At 65.3% G+C, this 15,405-nt stretch carries 15 protein-coding genes; 14 read left to right on the top strand and 1 reads right to left on the bottom strand.

The window, feature by feature from the left end; translation table 11 throughout:
- Positions 1-116: 116 nt before the first annotated feature.
- The 14 genes from CLG96_RS02145 to CLG96_RS02195 all read left to right on the top strand — a co-directional run bounded on the left by CLG96_RS02145 (position 117) and on the right by CLG96_RS02195 (position 14,922).
- The gene (locus CLG96_RS02145) at positions 117-5,135 is read left to right on the top strand and encodes a coiled-coil domain-containing protein (RefSeq protein ID WP_107966200.1); all 5,019 of its coding nucleotides are present in this window, start codon (positions 117-119) and stop codon (positions 5,133-5,135) included.
- Positions 5,132-7,816 (top strand): DUF1983 domain-containing protein, encoded by a 2,685-nt coding sequence (locus tag CLG96_RS02150; RefSeq protein WP_107966201.1) that lies wholly within the window; start codon positions 5,132-5,134, stop codon positions 7,814-7,816. Before CLG96_RS02145 ends, CLG96_RS02150 begins: the two co-directional genes overlap by 4 nt.
- Before the next feature lie 4 nt (positions 7,817-7,820).
- On the top strand, positions 7,821-10,349 hold the full coding sequence (locus CLG96_RS02155) for a hypothetical protein (RefSeq protein WP_107966202.1): 2,529 nt from the start codon (positions 7,821-7,823) through the stop codon (positions 10,347-10,349).
- Positions 10,342-10,488 carry a hypothetical protein gene (locus CLG96_RS18575; RefSeq protein ID WP_165799488.1) on the top strand — a complete coding sequence of 49 codons (147 nt, stop codon included), beginning with the start codon at positions 10,342-10,344 and terminating at the stop codon, positions 10,486-10,488. Before CLG96_RS02155 ends, CLG96_RS18575 begins: the two co-directional genes overlap by 8 nt.
- On the top strand, positions 10,482-10,862 hold the full coding sequence (locus tag CLG96_RS02160) for a transglutaminase-like cysteine peptidase (protein WP_107966203.1): 381 nt from the start codon (positions 10,482-10,484) through the stop codon (positions 10,860-10,862). The genes CLG96_RS18575 and CLG96_RS02160 overlap by 7 nt, the downstream gene beginning before the upstream one ends.
- A gap of 62 nt (positions 10,863-10,924) precedes the next feature.
- A complete protein-coding gene (locus CLG96_RS02165; protein ID WP_107966204.1) occupies positions 10,925-11,275 on the top strand; it encodes a hypothetical protein in 351 nt (116 codons plus the stop codon).
- Positions 11,272-11,442, top strand: coding sequence for a hypothetical protein (locus CLG96_RS18580; protein WP_165799489.1), 171 nt, complete (start codon positions 11,272-11,274; stop codon positions 11,440-11,442). Before CLG96_RS02165 ends, CLG96_RS18580 begins: the two co-directional genes overlap by 4 nt.
- An 18-nt stretch (positions 11,443-11,460) precedes the next feature.
- The gene (locus tag CLG96_RS02170; protein ID WP_107966205.1) at positions 11,461-11,976 is read left to right on the top strand and encodes a TIGR02594 family protein; all 516 of its coding nucleotides are present in this window, start codon (positions 11,461-11,463) and stop codon (positions 11,974-11,976) included.
- Positions 11,973-12,155 carry a hypothetical protein gene (locus CLG96_RS02175; RefSeq protein WP_107966206.1) on the top strand — a complete coding sequence of 61 codons (183 nt, stop codon included), beginning with the start codon at positions 11,973-11,975 and terminating at the stop codon, positions 12,153-12,155. The genes CLG96_RS02170 and CLG96_RS02175 overlap by 4 nt, the downstream gene beginning before the upstream one ends.
- A complete protein-coding gene (locus tag CLG96_RS02180; protein WP_107966207.1) occupies positions 12,152-12,559 on the top strand; it encodes a hypothetical protein in 408 nt (135 codons plus the stop codon). Before CLG96_RS02175 ends, CLG96_RS02180 begins: the two co-directional genes overlap by 4 nt.
- Entirely contained in the window at positions 12,543-12,689 is a 147-nt protein-coding gene (locus CLG96_RS18585) for a hypothetical protein (protein WP_165799490.1), read from the top strand. The genes CLG96_RS02180 and CLG96_RS18585 overlap by 17 nt, the downstream gene beginning before the upstream one ends.
- A 22-nt stretch (positions 12,690-12,711) precedes the next feature.
- The gene (locus CLG96_RS02185) at positions 12,712-12,978 is read left to right on the top strand and encodes a spike base protein, RCAP_Rcc01079 family (RefSeq protein ID WP_107966208.1); all 267 of its coding nucleotides are present in this window, start codon (positions 12,712-12,714) and stop codon (positions 12,976-12,978) included.
- A gap of 1 nt (position 12,979) precedes the next feature.
- Positions 12,980-14,674 carry a hypothetical protein gene (locus CLG96_RS02190; protein ID WP_107966209.1) on the top strand — a complete coding sequence of 565 codons (1,695 nt, stop codon included), beginning with the start codon at positions 12,980-12,982 and terminating at the stop codon, positions 14,672-14,674.
- Positions 14,671-14,922, top strand: a complete 252-nt coding sequence (locus CLG96_RS02195; protein ID WP_107966210.1) for a hypothetical protein — start codon at positions 14,671-14,673, stop codon at positions 14,920-14,922. Before CLG96_RS02190 ends, CLG96_RS02195 begins: the two co-directional genes overlap by 4 nt.
- A gap of 38 nt (positions 14,923-14,960) precedes the next feature.
- Here CLG96_RS02195 and CLG96_RS02200 read toward each other — a convergent pair whose 3' ends face one another.
- Entirely contained in the window at positions 14,961-15,155 is a 195-nt protein-coding gene (locus tag CLG96_RS02200) for a helix-turn-helix transcriptional regulator (RefSeq protein ID WP_207796527.1), read from the bottom strand.
- Positions 15,156-15,405 lie beyond the last annotated feature (250 nt).

Here is a 15,405-nt window from a genome sequence, read left to right on the forward strand (position 1 = left end):
CGAGCGACGACAGGGGCCTGGTCCCGGCGGCCATTTGGGTCACCCTTCCATCTTCAGATTTCATTCGAGGGCGGCCCTGCGGGACCGCCCTTTCCTTATGTGGAAAGGACGCCGGCATGGACGACGGCAGCCCGACTCTTGAAGTTGGCTTCGCAATCGACACGGAAGGCTCGTTCGAGACGCTGCGCCAACTCCAGGCCGCGATGGACACGACCGAGGCACGTGTCGTTGCCGAGGCGGCGAAGATCGAGCGCGCCACCGGCAACATGATCAGCTTGGGCGGTGCGACTGCCCAGATCACCTCGTTTGGCAACGCCTATACTCGCACGGAGCAGGCAATTTCGCGGGATGCCGCCAAGATCGAGAGGGCCGGCGAGCGGCTGGTGGCGCAGCTTGAGCGCCAGAATGCGGCCTTCGGAAAGACGCGAGCCGAGCTTCGCGCGATGAAGGTCGAAGAGCTGGCGGTCGCGGCCGCCCTCGCGAACAACACTGATCTGGCGGCCCGTCTTCGCGCCCAGGAAGCGGAGCTTTATAATCAGGAGCTCGCCGCCGCTCGCCGCGCCGCGCAGGAAACCGAGGCCGCAGCGGAAGAAAAGGCCATGGCTGCGGAGCGCGAGGCCACGGCAGTGAGGGAGGCCGCCTGGGCCCATCAGATGTTCGAGGCGCGGGTCCGCGAAGGTGCCGCCGCGATGCGCGCGGAGGAGGCGGCCGCAGCAAGTGATGCCGTCGCCCTGCAGCGCCTCCGCGAGATGCTCGATCCGGCCGCCGCCGCTCAGGACCGCCTGACACGCGAGATGGAGGAAGCCCAAAGGGTGATGCTTGCCGCCGGCCATAGCGCCGAGGAGGTGGCCCGCGCCCAAGACCTGTTGGCCCAACGATCGACCGGGGCCGCAGCGCGCCTTGCCGCCGAGCATGATCGCCTTGCCGCTCAAGTGCGCGCCTCGCATGCAGCCCAAGAGGCTGACGCCGTAGCAGCGGAGCGGCTGCGTGCGGCGACCGACCCGCTCTACGCGGCGACCAAGCGTCTGAACGAGGAAATCGCGGAATCAACGCGGCTCTATTATGCTGGCGCGACCGCGCCCGCAGAGTATGCGCGACAGCAGGCGGTTCTGATCGGTCGCCTGCGCGAGGTGGAGCAGGCGCACGACGCGACCGCGCGTGCCAGCGGCCGGGCCGGCAGTTCACTCACCCAGCTGACGTTTCAGGCGAACGACGTCATCACCATGTGGGCGATGGGCGCGCCTGTTGGGCAAATTTTCGTCTCCCAGATCGGGCAGATCGTGCAGGTGGCGCAGATGGCGGAGGGGGGTGTCAAAGGCCTCGCCAAGGAGGTCGGCCTTCTGGCGGTGGCCTATGCACCGCTGCTTGCGGTGGCCGCCGCAGCTGTCGGCGCATTTGCCCTCTTCGATCGCGCGGTGTCGAAGGGCGTCGATACCAAGGAGCTGGTGAACAGTCTTGGGCTAACCCAAAAAGAGATCAAGCGCCTTAAGGATGTGTCGGTGGATACCGGCGACGTGGTCGGTGCCACTTTCGACGTTCTCGCGCAGCGGGTCGGCATCAGCGTCAGCGATATGTCGAAATGGTTCGGCGAGGCCCTGGATTTCATGACCACGATCGGAAGGAAGGCGCTCGCTGCCCTCTATTCCGAGTTCGTCGGCACGTTCCGCGTGATCGGCGTGATCGTCCGCGACGTCTTCGCCGGAAAGGGGATCAGAGAGATCCTGTCGGATGTGGGCGACACGTATAGGGGGGCCTTCAACGAGGCCGATGCGGCCATGACCCGTTTCGGCGAGGATGTGACGAAGCAAATTCGGTCGAACAAGCTCGATGAGCTTCGCAAGCAGGCCAAGGAGATCAAAGCCGACCGCACGCCGAACGCGGACAACCATGCCAAGCAGCTCGCGCGCGAAGCCGCAGCCACCGAGGCTCAGATCCGCAACCTCTATGCCCTGGCTGAATCCTACCAGGTGTCTGGCGCGGCGGCGCTGATCGCAGAGGCGCGAGTGAAGGCGGAAAGCCAGGCGATCAAGCAGCGCGCGGACGTCGAGGCGGCCGTCGAGCGGCAGATCCGTCTCGCCATCGCCCAGCGCGTTTCCGACGCTGAAAAGGGCGCGCTTGCCACCCGCGAGCAGGCGCAAGTCCAAGAGCGCGTCAATGCCCAGGTGTCGGCCGGCCTGATCCCGGCCGAGCGTGCCGCCGATCTGGTACGCGGCCAGATTGCGGACCTTCCGCTCCTCGCCGCCCTACAAGTGTCCCAGCAGCGCGGATACGCGAAGGAAATTGAGGCAGCAAAGCGTGCGCTCGACGATCAGCGGAAGGCGCGCGAGCAGTTGAACCGGGCGGAGCAGGAAGCGCAATTCAACACCTCCTCGGCCGCCGGCAATGAGCGGCTGGCTGAATTGCGGGAAGAGTTGCGCCTCATTGGAGAAACGGACGCAGCTCGCATTCGGGCCCTTGCGACTCTGAAGGCGCAGCAGCAGGCATCAAAATGGACTTATCTCAGCCCAGAAGAGCGCGCAGACTATATCGCGCAGCAGGTCCGGATCGCCGAGCTCGACCTCCAACGACAGCTGCGCGCCGACGCCTTCAACGACAGCCTGCGCTATCAGGCGGACCTGCTCGACGCGATCGCAACCAACGTCAGCATCGCGGCGAATGGGATGGCCGAAGCTTTCGGCAAAGCCGGGGAGGCCCTGGGCGGCTTGGCGTCGACCTTCGCCAGCTATCTCGCCGATCGCGAACGCTTGGACTCCAGCCATGAGGCGGAACTGCTTAAAATCCGCCAGATCCGGGATGAGCAGATCCGCGCGCAGCGTGAACAGCAGGAAAATGCGCTTTTCGCGGCCCGCTCCCTGACGTCGCAGGTCGGTCTCTATGGCGATATGACGTCTGCCGCTAAGGGCTTCTTCAAGGAAGGCTCCGACGGCTACAAGGCACTGGAAACAGCCGAAAAGGCTTTCCGCGCTGTCGAGTTCGCGCTGTCGGTGCGCGCCATTGCGCAGGATGCTGTCGAAACCGCCTCGTCCATCGCGAAGAGCGGCGCGCGGACGGCGACCAAGGCTGTCGAAGCCGTGGTGTCGGCTATTTCCTCGCTTCCCTTCCCGCTGAACCTCGCGGCCGGCGCGGCGACGATCGCCGCGCTCGCCTCCATCGGCGTGGCGGTTGCCGGTTCGTTCGGCGGCGGCAAGAACAACCTGCCTGCGACGAACGACGGCAGCGGTACGGTGCTCGGCGACACCTCGGCACAAAGCGCATCGATCAGGAACGCGCTCGACGCGCTGACGCAGATCGAGGACGTCACCCTGTCCGTCAACCGCGACATGCTGAGCAGCCTGCGGTCGATCGAGAGCAATATCGGCGGGCTCGCCTCGCTGCTCGTGCGCACCGGCAACATCGATGCCAGCGCGGGCGTATCCGAGGGCTTCCAGTCCAACCTGCTGGGCAAGGTGCTCAGCATGGGACCATTTGCCGCCTTCGGCCCGGTCGGCGTCGCGCTCAGCGGGCTCATCAAGCAAATCCCGATCGTCGGCGATGTTCTTGGCGGCATCAGCAATCTGATCGGCGGCCTGTTCGGCACCAAGACGCGGGTAGTGGGCAGCGGGCTCTATGGCGACGACCAATCGGTGGGCGACATCCTCTCGTCCGGCTTCGACGCATCCTATTATTCGGACGTCCAGCGGAAGAAGCGGTTCCTCGGCCTGACCACGTCGACCAAATACAGCACCGTCTATACCGGCGCCGATCCCGAGATCGAAAGCCAGTTCACGCTGCTCATCCGCCAGTTTTACGAGGCGATCGGGCAGGCTTCGGGGCCGCTCGGCCAGGCGCTTGGCGACGTCGAGCAGCGTCTTTCCAATTTCACGGTCAATCTGGGCAAGATCGACCTGCAGGGGCTCACCGGCGAGGAGATCCAGGAGAAGCTGGAAGCGGTGTTCGGCGCCGCCGCCGATGAGATGGCGAAGGCGGGCGTGCCGGGTCTTGAGCGGTTCCAGCAGGTCGGCGAGGGCTATTTCGAGACGCTGGTGCGCGTGGCATCCACCGTCGAAGCGGTTGACGCCACCTTCCAGTTGCTGGGTCGCACGACGGGCTCGCTGGGCGTTGACATCGACATGGCGATTTCGGGCCTGTTCGACAGCGTCAGCGATTTCGTCAACGCCTCCAATGCCTATTTCGAGGCCTATTATTCGGACGCGGAGCAGGCGGCGGCCAGGACCGCGCAGATGGCCAAGGCGTTCGGCAGCCTCGGCCTTGTCCTGCCCGACACGCTCGCCGGCTTCCGCAGCCTCGTCGAGGCGCAGGACCTGACCACGGCCGCGGGCCAGCAGACCTATGCGACGCTGCTGCAGCTGGCGCCGGCCTTCGCCGACCTCAAAAAGTCCATGGACGGCGCCAAGTCGGCGGCCGACATTTTGAGCGAGCGCCAGAACCTGGAAAACCAGATCCGTCAGCTTCAGGGCGACACAGCCGCAATCCGCGCCGCCGAGCTCGCCAAGCTCGATGTCAGCAACCGCGCGCTGCAGGAGCAGGTCTGGGCGATGCAGGACGCGCAGAAGGCAGCCGCTGCCGCCGAGCAGCTGCGCGAGGCGTGGACGTCGGTCGGGGACAGCATCATGGACGAGGTGCGGCGCATCCGCGGCCTGAGTGATGCCGGCGGCGGGGCGAACTTCGCCACGCTGATGGGCCAGTTCAACGCCGCGAACGCGGCTGCCCGCGCCGGCGACATGGACGCCGCGAAGAACCTGCCCCAGCTGTCGAAATCGCTGCTCGATGCGGCCGCGCTGGCAGCGACGAGCCGGCAGGAGCTTGACCGCGTGCGGGCGCAGACCGCCGCCAGCCTGGAGGCGACCTTTGCGGCGATCAGCGGCCTTGGCGGCGACGTGCCCTCGATCACGGGCAGCAGCAGCGATGCCACCCTGACGAGCCTCGCCGCCTCGGCCGGCTCCGGGACCGCAGCGGCGAATGACGACTTGGTCGGCGAGATCAGGGCGCTGCGCGCCGAGGTCGCCCAGCTCCGCAGCGAGAACAACTCCGGCCATGCCGCGATCGCGGGCAACACCGGCGCGATCAAGCGCACGCTCGACAATGTGACGGCCGCGAGCGGCGGCGATGCGATCAGCATAGGGGTTGCTGCATGAAGGTTGTGATCGACGGCGGCGCCGTCATCGATATCGGCGCGACGGAAGCCGCGCCGACCATCGGCATTATCGACTATAGCCGCCGCGAGACCGATGATTTCGGCGTGACGACCGTCGTGCCGCGCGGGTTCGCGCGCCAGATGTCGGTGCGCGTCAAGGTGCCGACCGATAATGTCGACGCGATCCAGCGGCAGCTGGCCGCCCTGCGCGCAACGCCCGCGCAGTGGATCGCGGATGATCGCTTCGACAGCCTCGCCGTCACCGGCTTCTACCGTGATTTCTCACTGGACCTCGCCGTCCCGCCCGTCAGCTATTGCACGCTCACCATAGAGGGCCTGGCCGAAGATGGCGCGTTCGTTGACCCGGGCACGGACCCGGCGCCCGATCAGCGGACCTCGACGCTGCGCCTGCTGCAGCCGGCCACGATTACCGACGCGGTCCTGATTTCCTCGACCATCCCGGAAACAGATTATCCGGTATGGTCGAACACAGCGACCTACGCGCTCGGCGCGCGCGTGATCAAAACTGCGACGCATCGGATCTATGAGAGCGCCGCCGCTGGCAATGTCGGCAATGATCCGGCGGGCGCATCCGGCCTCTGGATCGACATCGGCCCGACCAACAGATGGGCCATGTTCGACCAGGCAATCGGCTCCCTGTCGGCATCGACCGGCTCGATCGTCGTCACGCTGGACCCGCTCGCGGCCGTCAACGCGCTCGCCCTGCTGGACGTCACCGCCGCGAGCGTGCGCGTGCAGGCGGCGGGCTATGATCGCACGCAGGCGCTCGCGGCGTCGCCGGGGATGGTCACGTTCCTCGACCTGCCGGCGACGACTGGCGCCATCACCGTCACCATCTCGGGATCGGGCACCGTGTCGGCCGGCACCCTGCTCATTGGGCATCTGGTCGGGCTGGGCATCACCGAATCCTCGCCCACGGCCGCGATCACGGACTATAGCCGCAAGGAGACCGACGATTTCGGCGAAGTGACGCTGGTGGAGCGCGCATGGGCCAAGCGCATGAGCGTGCGCGGCCTGATCGACACAGCCGCGGTCGACGTGGTGGCGGGCCGTATCGCCAATGTGCGCGCGACGCCCGCGCTCTGGATCGGTGACGAAAGCCTGGAGAGCGTCACCGTCTATGGCTTCTTCAAAGATTTCTCGATCGAGGTCGGGGACGCTACCAGCACGCTTTCCCTCTCGGTCGAAGGGCTGAGCGCCGCGGCAAAGATCGCCCCGCTGATCGGGGACATCGGCTGGAGCGACATCAAGGACGATGATCCGGCGCACCCCAAGCCCGAGGACGGTGCCACCAATGGCGCGCCGGCCGGAACCCAAGTCAACGGTCGCCCGGTCGAGAGCATCACCGGTGATATCGACCTTAATGGCGAGAACTATGTCAATCTCGCCCAGCTGGCCGACACGCAGAACGCCGCGATGCTGGCGCGCACGACGCTTAACGGCCAGCCGATCGCGACGGTCGTCACGCAGGTCATCAGCCAGGCGACAACCGACCGCAACGCCGTGGCCGAGCAATATTCCATCCTCGGCGCCAAGTTCAGCCAGAACGAGGCGGGCATCAGCGACCTATCGCAGGTCGTTGCCGACAGCTCGCAGGCCACCTCGCAGCGCCTCACGACCGTCGAGGCGCGCGCCGGAGATCTGGAAGCGTCCGTCCAGTCGCAGCAAGGGGCCATCGCCACCCTCGAAGGCAAGACTGGCGCCTGGTGGGTGGTCGATGTCAACTCGGGCCAGAATGGCGGCCGGGCGGTCGTGTCGATGCGCGCGGAGAACGGAACATCGAGCATCGACATCGCGGCACAAGGTATCTTCCTGTCGAACATCGCGAACGGGATGCTCCTGCCAGCGCTCAGCCTCGTCGGCGGCGGGGTCGTCATCCACGGCACGCTCGCGACGAACACGATCGTCGCATCCGCCAACGGCGGCATGAGGATCGAGCTCGCGAACAACCGCATCATCTTCAACAACGGAAGCGTCATGAAGGTGCAAGGAACCGGGTTCGGGTCGAGCAACCAGTTCGTCGAATGGTTCGGGCCAAGCCTCGCCAATGTGAGCCAATGCACCGAGGCGAACGCGATCGCCTATCTCAAGACCAATGGCGACGCATATTTCGGCGGTTCGCTGTCGGCCGGCGTCCTGACAACCAAGGCCGCGACCTCCGACACCAGCGCGTCCGCGCAGGCCGAAACGGCCGTGTTCGGCTCGAACGGCGGGACGATTGTCGTGACGTTGAGCTACACCTATCAGGCGAGCTTCCATCACAGCTTCCCGGGCACGTCGCAGGGGCTGAACGACTACACCTCCGAAAAGAACCTCTATGGCGGCCAGCCAGACGGCCTTGGCACGGGCCATGTCGCCAATGGCGCCGATCCGGGAAGCTGCTCGATCGAACTCTATCGCTCGATCAATGGCGGCGCCTATGCGCTGGTCTCCACGCTCACCGTTACGGGCAGCTGGAGCTGGGTCGGTCTTGAGCCCATCCCCGCGGGCTCCGAGCCGGGATCGTCAGACCTGACCGACAGCAATTCGGGGTCGATCACCTACACCGATCCCCAGACGGTGGCGCAGAACCGCCAATACAAGGCGGTGATGACCTCCCGCAATCCGAAGCTCACCCAGAACATCGTGCAGCGCGTGTCGATCATCGCGGTGGAGGAATAAGGCGATGGTGACCATTTCCGAAGCGGCGCAGATGATCGCCGACCTCGTCGTCAAGTTCGAGGGAAATCACGATCAGCTCTCCGTCATCATGACGGGTTCTGCCACGGGCGGCCAGGACGGCTATTATCCCTATACGGCGCCTGACGGGGCGGTGGTGCAGGTGGCTTCGCCCAACAAGCTGGCGGCGCTTGCAGGCGTGGCGATCAGCACGGGCGGCAACGGCACCACGGACAACGCCGCAGCCTTCCTGGCCGCGCAGGCCGCCCGCCAGCAGAACAGGCTGACGGCGGGAATCTATCGCATCAGCTCGTCGCTCACCCTCACGGGCGTCTGGATCTTCGAGCCCGGCGCCATGATCCTCGTTCCGGATGGGGTGACGCTGTCCGTCAATGCGATCATCTTTGCGGGTGCCTGGCAGATCTTCACGGGCTGGCCGGCGGATACCTCCTCGATCCGTGTCGCGACCGCCAATGACAAGAGCCGTATCGTCTTTCTCAGGAATCAGACGTTGCTGCCTGAATGGTTCGGCGCGGTCGGAGACAATATCGCCAACGACAAGCCCGCATGGCAGCGCCTGGGCTATGCCTTCCCCGAATATGGTTCGATCCTTTGCCGCCAGCAGGCGACCTATCTCTTTGATAACGGCGGCATGGCGGACCGCAGCGACCGCCCCTGCCACGCGCTTTTCAGCCAGAAACGCTGGGTGGACCTCGACCTGAACGGGGCCACGCTCAGGCTCGCCAACAACACCAAATATAGCATCCTCGTCTTCACCGGATCGGCTGCGCAGACGCCGGTCAACCGCTTCTTCCGCCTGCACGGTGGCGGCACGCTCGACGGCAATCGGGCGGGCAACGAGGCGCAGTACATAGCCCAGTGGCAGGCGGGCCAGTCCTCCGCCAGCAAGGGCTATGGCGCGCTCGTTTTCATTCAGGGCTTCATGCAGGCGCTGGTGGAGGGGGTCCACGTCAAAGACCCGATACATAGTGGCGTTGACGCTCAGGAGTGCGAGGTGGTCGTATTCAGCGGCAATCGCGCGACGGGCGGTTTCCCCATGCAGTGGAACGTCCATGCCGACCAGAGCCACTATTTCGCGGCGCGCCGCAACTATATGGGCCGCGTATTCTTCCGGGACATCGATGCCGAGGGCGGTAGCCACCACATCACCGCCCACACCAACGTCAATGATCTGGACCCGGTCACCGAAAGCAGGACCGCCTGCTATATCGATGGCTATAACGGGCTCAATTGGAGCGAAAGCGGCATCCATGTCGAGCAGATGGAAGTCTGCCACATCATCAATTTCGACATGGAGATCAACGACGCGGCACTCTCGTCAGCCAATGTCGCGGATCTGTTCGTCCGAGCTTTCTCGACGAGGCCTGTCGGCGGCCGCCATATCAGCGTCTCGATCACCAACGGCTCGATGCGCAACGGCTGCGTCACCGTCAATGACGAACTCGGCAATGACGACAACCGCACGGGCCGCGTCGCGATCGACAATGTCCATGTCTCCAAGTCGATCAACGGGCTGCTCGCCGAACCGCGCATCGAGGCGGCCAATTCGGGCAAGGTGACCAATTGCACGGTTCTCGGCACGGCCGCGACGCCGATCACACGCAAGGCGATCACTGCCAAGGTCGCGACCGACTGCACGGTGGATTATGCGCAGGGTGTCGACGTCTATGACAAGTTCACGGGCAAGGTGACCAACGCCTCGGTCGAGGGCGTCAAGCTGCTCTCCAGTGGCGATGCGCTGGTCGATGCGGTCATCACCGATTGCCAGGTCGGCATCAACGCCAATGGCGCCAGGCTGGAGGCGCGCGGACGCATCGCCAGAACGCAGCGCTCAGCGATCCGCTCCGACGTGCCGGCCGGCTACCTCAAGGCGCTCGGGATGCGCATCGAGGATTGGGGCCTTGATGCGACTGCCGCCTATGCGGATCGCGCTGCGGTCGGCGGGACCAACACGAACGGCGACGGCGCATCCTCTCCAGATATCGAGGTGCGCGACACGACGTTTGCGCGGATCGACGCCAACTGCTCGACGCAGACGGTCCGCGCGACGCAGGCCGGCAACAAGGTGGTGCTGATCGACAATCGCGGTATCGGTGCCGGCCTGCTGGGGCCGCAGTTCACCGCTGGGGCCGAAAGCTACATGCAGCCGCTCATCGGCCAGGAGACGGTGACGAGCTGGCAGGCGGTGCTCGATCAATCCAGCAACACGGTCGGCGCGCGCTTTTTCTGGCAGGCCTATCGGGATTTGCAGCTTGCGCTATCGTCCGCTGCCACCATCACCCATATCAACAGCGCCACGAGCAGCGCCGCGATGATCAAGGGTGTGACGGTGACCGTCACGATCAACAATGCGAATGCGGCGTTTGATTTTACCCAGCCGAACGTGACGAGAGACGGCCAGACCTCTTACGCGCTGCGCCACGCCAGCAAGACGACATGGTCACCGGCGGCCGGCGCGGTGATGCGCATGACCTTCCTGGGCTCCTATTGGATGTGCGAGACGATCGATGCGTAACGCTGGCCTCGTCCTGCTCATGCTGCTGGCCGGCTGCGCCACGCCGCCAGCAGCCCCCATGCGTGACGGCGCCGCTGCGCCCGCGCCGATCGGCTGGGCCGATTATTGCCGGCGCCACCCGGGCGACATGAGATGCTGACGCTCGCCGGGCTACGCCGGGTCAATGTGCGGATCAACCATGACGTGCGCTATCGCACCGACCTGTCGCTCTATCGCCAGCTCGACCATTGGGAGCCCGCCACCGGCGAGGGTGACTGCGAGGACTATGCGCTGGCCAAGCGCAACGCCTTGCGGGAGATCGGCTGGCCGGACCGGGACCTCCGCCTCGCCACCTGTTGGGACGAGACGGGCGCTTACCATGCCGTCCTGACGGTCGATTTCGAGGACGCAACCTGGGTGCTCGACAACCGCTCCGACCGCGTCGCCGATTGGGAGGCGCTTGAGCGGCACGGATATCGTTGGGACCGGCGGCAGGCCGCCGACGGACCGCGCTGGGTGAAAATCACCAAATAGCCACCTCAATAGGGGGATCATGACATGACGACGAATGCTGTCGCCGGCACGGGGCCGGCGCGATGAGCCCGCGTGACCTCGCGGTGCTGTGGGCGGCCGCCTATGGTGCTGCGCTGACGGCCTTTGCGGCCAGGGTCACATGGCTGCTGTTCGGCGTCGCGCCGGCCCCGCCGGAAGATCCGGCCGCCTATGCCCGATGGGCGCGCAAGCGGCGCTGGCTGATCATCTCGGAGTTCGCGGCGCTGCCCATGTTCGCGACGCTCGCCGTCCTCGGCGCGGCGCAGGGCTGGGTGTCTCCGGTCGCAGCCGTCCTCGGCGCGCTGTTCGGCGGGGCGCTCGGCTTCGCATTTTTCGTCCACGCGCTTGAGGCCGTCGTCCGCCGGCGCATCGGTCTCGACGAGGCGAAATCATGAGCGACCTCGGCACGATCGCAGCCCTGATCATCACCGTCTCGGGCGGAGCATCGGTGAGCTGCCTCGTCGCAGCGTTGATCCCGCCGCCCACCGATCCGGACCCGCTCGCGCCCCTGCCGCCAGTCGACGCGCCGGCACCGCTCTATCCGCCCAGCGAAGACTGCTGATCCACCAAGGAAAATCCTATGACCACCGAACCGGCGTGGCTGACGGCCGCGCGGGCCAAGCTCGGCACGCGCGAAGCGCCGGGCGCGGCCAACAGCGCCACCATCCTCGGCTGGGCCCGGCAGCTCGGCGTGAAGGTGCTCGGCATCGCCTACAATGCTGACGGCGTGCCGTGGTGCGGGCTCTTTGTCGCCACCTGCCTCCGGGAGGCGAGCGTGGACCTCGCCGAAATGAGGGTTGCCGTCCGCGCGAAAGCCTGGGCGGATTGGGGCGCAAACCTCCGCATGGACCGGCTCGCGCCGGGCGCAATCCTCGTCTTCGATCGCCCGTCCGGCGGGCATGTCGGCTTCTACGTCGGTGAGGATGCCACGCACTATCATGTACTCGGCGGCAATCAGGGAGATGCTGTCACCATCATGCGGCTCGGCAAGGGGCGCTGCATCGCGCGGCGCTGGCCCAAGGGCGTGCCGGTGATCGGCGCGCCGGTGTGGCTGTCCAATGTGGCCGGTGTGCCCGTTTCGAGGAACGAGGCATGAGCATAGGCGGCAAGACGCTGGGTGAGTTCGCCCAAAATCCGGACGGAAAGACATATGACGGCCGGAAGGTCGCGCAATGGCTGTTCGAAGCCGTCACCGGCAAGCCGATGTCCGACGAGGAGGCGCAGCGCCTGGTCGACGAAGCGCAGGCGCGTGCGAAAGCGAGGCGCAAGCCATGAGCCTGATCCTCCGCCGCCTCTGGCCCTATCTGCTCGGCGGCGCACTGCTGATCGGCGCCTATCTCTGGATCGACCAGCGCGCCTATCGCCGCGGTTATGCGGCCAGTGAAGCCGCGCACGCGAGGGCCGCCGCCAAGGCCATCGCCATCATGCGCAAGGCCGAGGCCGCAATCAGCATGCTCAACGGCCGGGTCGCCGCCGCCCAATCCGCCCAACAAATCGAAATCAGGGAGATCTACCGTGAGGTGCCCCGCATCATCACTCGTCCGATCTATCGCACTCAGTGCGTCGATGGCGATGGCGTCCGCCTGCTCGACCGCGCCCGCGCCAATGCCAACCGCGAGCCTGCCGGCGAACCTGCTGGCGCCGCCGCCGGATCTGCCGCCGATGCCGCGCGGCACTGACGGGACGCTCGACGGCGGCCAATGTCTGGCCGGCGCGCTCGACCTTTACGCCACCGCCGGCGCGATCCGGCTGCAGCTGCTCGGCCTGATTGCGGCCGAGAAGGCGCGCGCAGGCAGCGCCGCCCACTAATCCTCACCACCAGGAGACCATCATGTCCGATCCCTTCGGCTCGTTTTCTGATTCCGTCAGCTCACCAGCCACGCGCGCGGTCGCCATTACCCCGCACGATACAAATCCGCTGACCGATGTTCCCAAGGCCCTCTATGTCGGGACTGGCGGAAATATCACCATGCGCGGCAAGTCCGGTACCGCCGATCAGGTATGGAAGAATGTGCCTTCCGGAGCGATCCTGCCGTTCAGGTCCGAATATATCCGCGCCACCGGCACCACGGCGGCCGATATTCTGGCGCTTTACTGAGATGATCGGGTTCGGCTTTTCGATCCCGGAGGTGGCGGCGAGGCGGCCGCCGCCCGCGCTCTGGGCACCCACCGCGCTTGGCATGGCACCATTTGTGACCGCGACCGATTCTTCGACCCTCACGCTCAACAGCGGCAACGTCGCGAGCTGGAGCACCAAGGGCTCATCCGGCGCGCCGCTCATCCAGACGAATGCAGCCAAGCAGCCGGCCCTGGCCGGCAACAAGACAACGTTCGCCGCCGCTTCGCAGAAATATATGGCCCAGCGCGGCGCGCTCACGGTCGACACCGAGACGGCAGCGCTGATCGGCGAGACGGTGCTCCCGGACGCGCATAATACCTCCGTCCCCGGCACCGGCTTTGTCTGCACGGGCCTGGCCGCCATCCTCGACGGCGGCGGCAATATCACCGGGTGGTGGGCGACGCATGGCGGCCATCCTGCCTATGGCGCTGCACTGTCCTCTCGCGCCCCGTCGATCATTAAGCTCAGCCTGACCTACCAAAAGCTTGATGAGATCAAGCTATCCGATCTTGGCATCCCGATCGGCGGCGGGGCGCAGGGCATCGCGATCGCGCCGGACGGGACGATCTATCTCGCGATCACCGATGGCGGTGTGGGCAAGGCGCTCCATATCGATCCGGTCGCCCGCGCACTGCTCGGTTGGCTAAATTTTGGCACCTCGATCAACGCGCTAGCCTATGACGGCGATCGCGACGCGGTGATCCTGCATTCGGCATCGTCGAACAATGCCGTCACCATCATCGACGGGAGCACCGTCACGCTCACCGATGGCGATATCCGCTGGGTCGCCAAGGACACGGGGAGCTGGGCGACCGAGCATAGGCCCGCCTTCCTGCCCAAGGCGGGAACCATCGGCGCGTCCAAGGATCAGATGTGCTGGAACCCTGTGACGCATGATCTCTATTATTGCTATGGCGCTAACGGAAGTCCGGGCGAAGTCTATCGCATGGACACTCAAACGGATTGGTACAACTATATCCGGGAGAAGAAGATATTGACCGAATCCACCGCAATGGAGGGCTTCTACGTCTACGGCAACCGGCTATTCGCCAACAACGACAAGAATTATCACCTGGGCGGAAGCGCGAAGAACGTCATCAGCGAGTTTCAGATTTCGCCGTGCGATCCTTATGTCGAGCTTGGAAAGAAATTCTCCATCGTCCTGCTTGGCGGCAAGGCGACCGAGGGCAGCATCCAATATTTCATGAGCTTCGGCGAGGGCGGAAGCTCGGCGCAGCGCGCAGGCGTCGCCATCAGCAACGTCAACAGCCAGGCGAGCCAGGTGCGCATCACCCTGCGCAATTCGGTCGCCGTTGGTTCGCTGCTCACCTTCACCCTGCCGGTCGCCCTGTCCACGAACCCGATGCTCTGGTTTGACGTCGACCTCGATGCGCTGACCGCAACGCTCTATTGCAACGGGACGCTCGTGGGGACGCAGACATTCGGCTCGGGCACGGCCGGCGTCGGTCTGCCACGCCTCCCGATGGTGCTGGGCTCTACGCTAAACGCCGGAAATCTCGCGAATTATCTCAGTGGTGATATTCAAATGGCTGGCGTGCTCGTCGCCCCACCCTCGCCCGCCAATCGGCAAAAGGTCGAAGGTTATGGCGCATGGGAATATGGCAAGGTAGCGAGTCTCCCGTCCGACCATCCATATAAGGGAGCCCGTCCATGAGTTGGTGGATTTTCGACACGCTGGCCGCCGCGCAGGTGGCCGAGGCGGCGGCAACGGCCACATTGCCCGACGATACCCTCGTCACCGGCGAGGTCGCCCCGGTCCAAGTGACCCGGTGTTGGGCGGACATTGTTGCGTTAACGGACGGGCGGTTCGCCTTTCCGGCGAAGGCGGGGATGGCACTTCCGGCGGGAGCGACAGAGATGGAAGATATCGCCGGGCTACTGCCGGAAACGGGCGAGGCCTGACGCCAGCGAAGCCCCGCCGCCTTCACGGTCGAAGAGGTTTAGACCTCCGCCCGGGCCGCCTCCGGGTGCTCGGCGAGATAGCGCATCGCCAGCGCGGTCCGAATCTCGATCGCCGCCTCGCCGCGTTCCATCATGCCTACATATTTGGAGGTCATCCCCAGCGCCTCGCCAAGCTCGGCCTGTGTGAGCCCGAGCGCCTTGCGCAGGGCCTTGAGTTCGTCCGCTTGCATCATGTCGGCCTCCGTCGTATTTTGAGGCCGGCTCCCGTCCCGCTTCTTCTGGCGGGTCCGAGAGCCGGTCAGGTTAGAGGCGGATTTTGAGGGTCAGTCTGATCCGCTTCCATTTGAACCGGAGGGCGAAATTAAGCATTTCGTTTCTCCGTTTCTGCCAGCGGGTTGGGCCCCGCTGACAAGAACAGTTTTAGGAACTCACTTCCTTTCTGTCAAACAGAAAAGTGAAGTGGGTTCCTTTTTTTATGCTGGT

This window comes from Sphingomonas oleivorans, assembly GCF_003050615.1.
Classification (GTDB): Bacteria; Pseudomonadota; Alphaproteobacteria; order Sphingomonadales; family Sphingomonadaceae; genus Sphingomonas_H; species Sphingomonas_H oleivorans.

Excerpts from the sequence above, each read along its gene's own strand:
- CLG96_RS02145 (WP_107966200.1), top strand. The coding sequence starts at position 117 with ATGGACGACGGCAGCCCGACTCTTGAAGTTGGCTTCGCAATCGACACG.
- CLG96_RS02150 (WP_107966201.1), top strand. The coding sequence starts at position 5,132 with ATGAAGGTTGTGATCGACGGCGGCGCCGTCATCGATATCGGCGCGACG.
- CLG96_RS02155 (WP_107966202.1), top strand. The coding sequence starts at position 7,821 with ATGGTGACCATTTCCGAAGCGGCGCAGATGATCGCCGACCTCGTCGTC.
- CLG96_RS18575 (WP_165799488.1), top strand. The coding sequence starts at position 10,342 with ATGCGTAACGCTGGCCTCGTCCTGCTCATGCTGCTGGCCGGCTGCGCC.
- CLG96_RS02160 (WP_107966203.1), top strand. The coding sequence starts at position 10,482 with ATGCTGACGCTCGCCGGGCTACGCCGGGTCAATGTGCGGATCAACCAT.
- CLG96_RS02165 (WP_107966204.1), top strand. The coding sequence starts at position 10,925 with ATGAGCCCGCGTGACCTCGCGGTGCTGTGGGCGGCCGCCTATGGTGCT.
- CLG96_RS18580 (WP_165799489.1), top strand. The coding sequence starts at position 11,272 with ATGAGCGACCTCGGCACGATCGCAGCCCTGATCATCACCGTCTCGGGC.
- CLG96_RS02170 (WP_107966205.1), top strand. The coding sequence starts at position 11,461 with ATGACCACCGAACCGGCGTGGCTGACGGCCGCGCGGGCCAAGCTCGGC.
- CLG96_RS02175 (WP_107966206.1), top strand. The coding sequence starts at position 11,973 with ATGAGCATAGGCGGCAAGACGCTGGGTGAGTTCGCCCAAAATCCGGAC.
- CLG96_RS02180 (WP_107966207.1), top strand. The coding sequence starts at position 12,152 with ATGAGCCTGATCCTCCGCCGCCTCTGGCCCTATCTGCTCGGCGGCGCA.
- CLG96_RS18585 (WP_165799490.1), top strand. The coding sequence starts at position 12,543 with ATGCCGCGCGGCACTGACGGGACGCTCGACGGCGGCCAATGTCTGGCC.
- CLG96_RS02185 (WP_107966208.1), top strand. The coding sequence starts at position 12,712 with ATGTCCGATCCCTTCGGCTCGTTTTCTGATTCCGTCAGCTCACCAGCC.
- CLG96_RS02190 (WP_107966209.1), top strand. The coding sequence starts at position 12,980 with ATGATCGGGTTCGGCTTTTCGATCCCGGAGGTGGCGGCGAGGCGGCCG.
- CLG96_RS02195 (WP_107966210.1), top strand. The coding sequence starts at position 14,671 with ATGAGTTGGTGGATTTTCGACACGCTGGCCGCCGCGCAGGTGGCCGAG.
- CLG96_RS02200 (WP_207796527.1), bottom strand. The coding sequence starts at position 15,155 with ATGATGCAAGCGGACGAACTCAAGGCCCTGCGCAAGGCGCTCGGGCTC.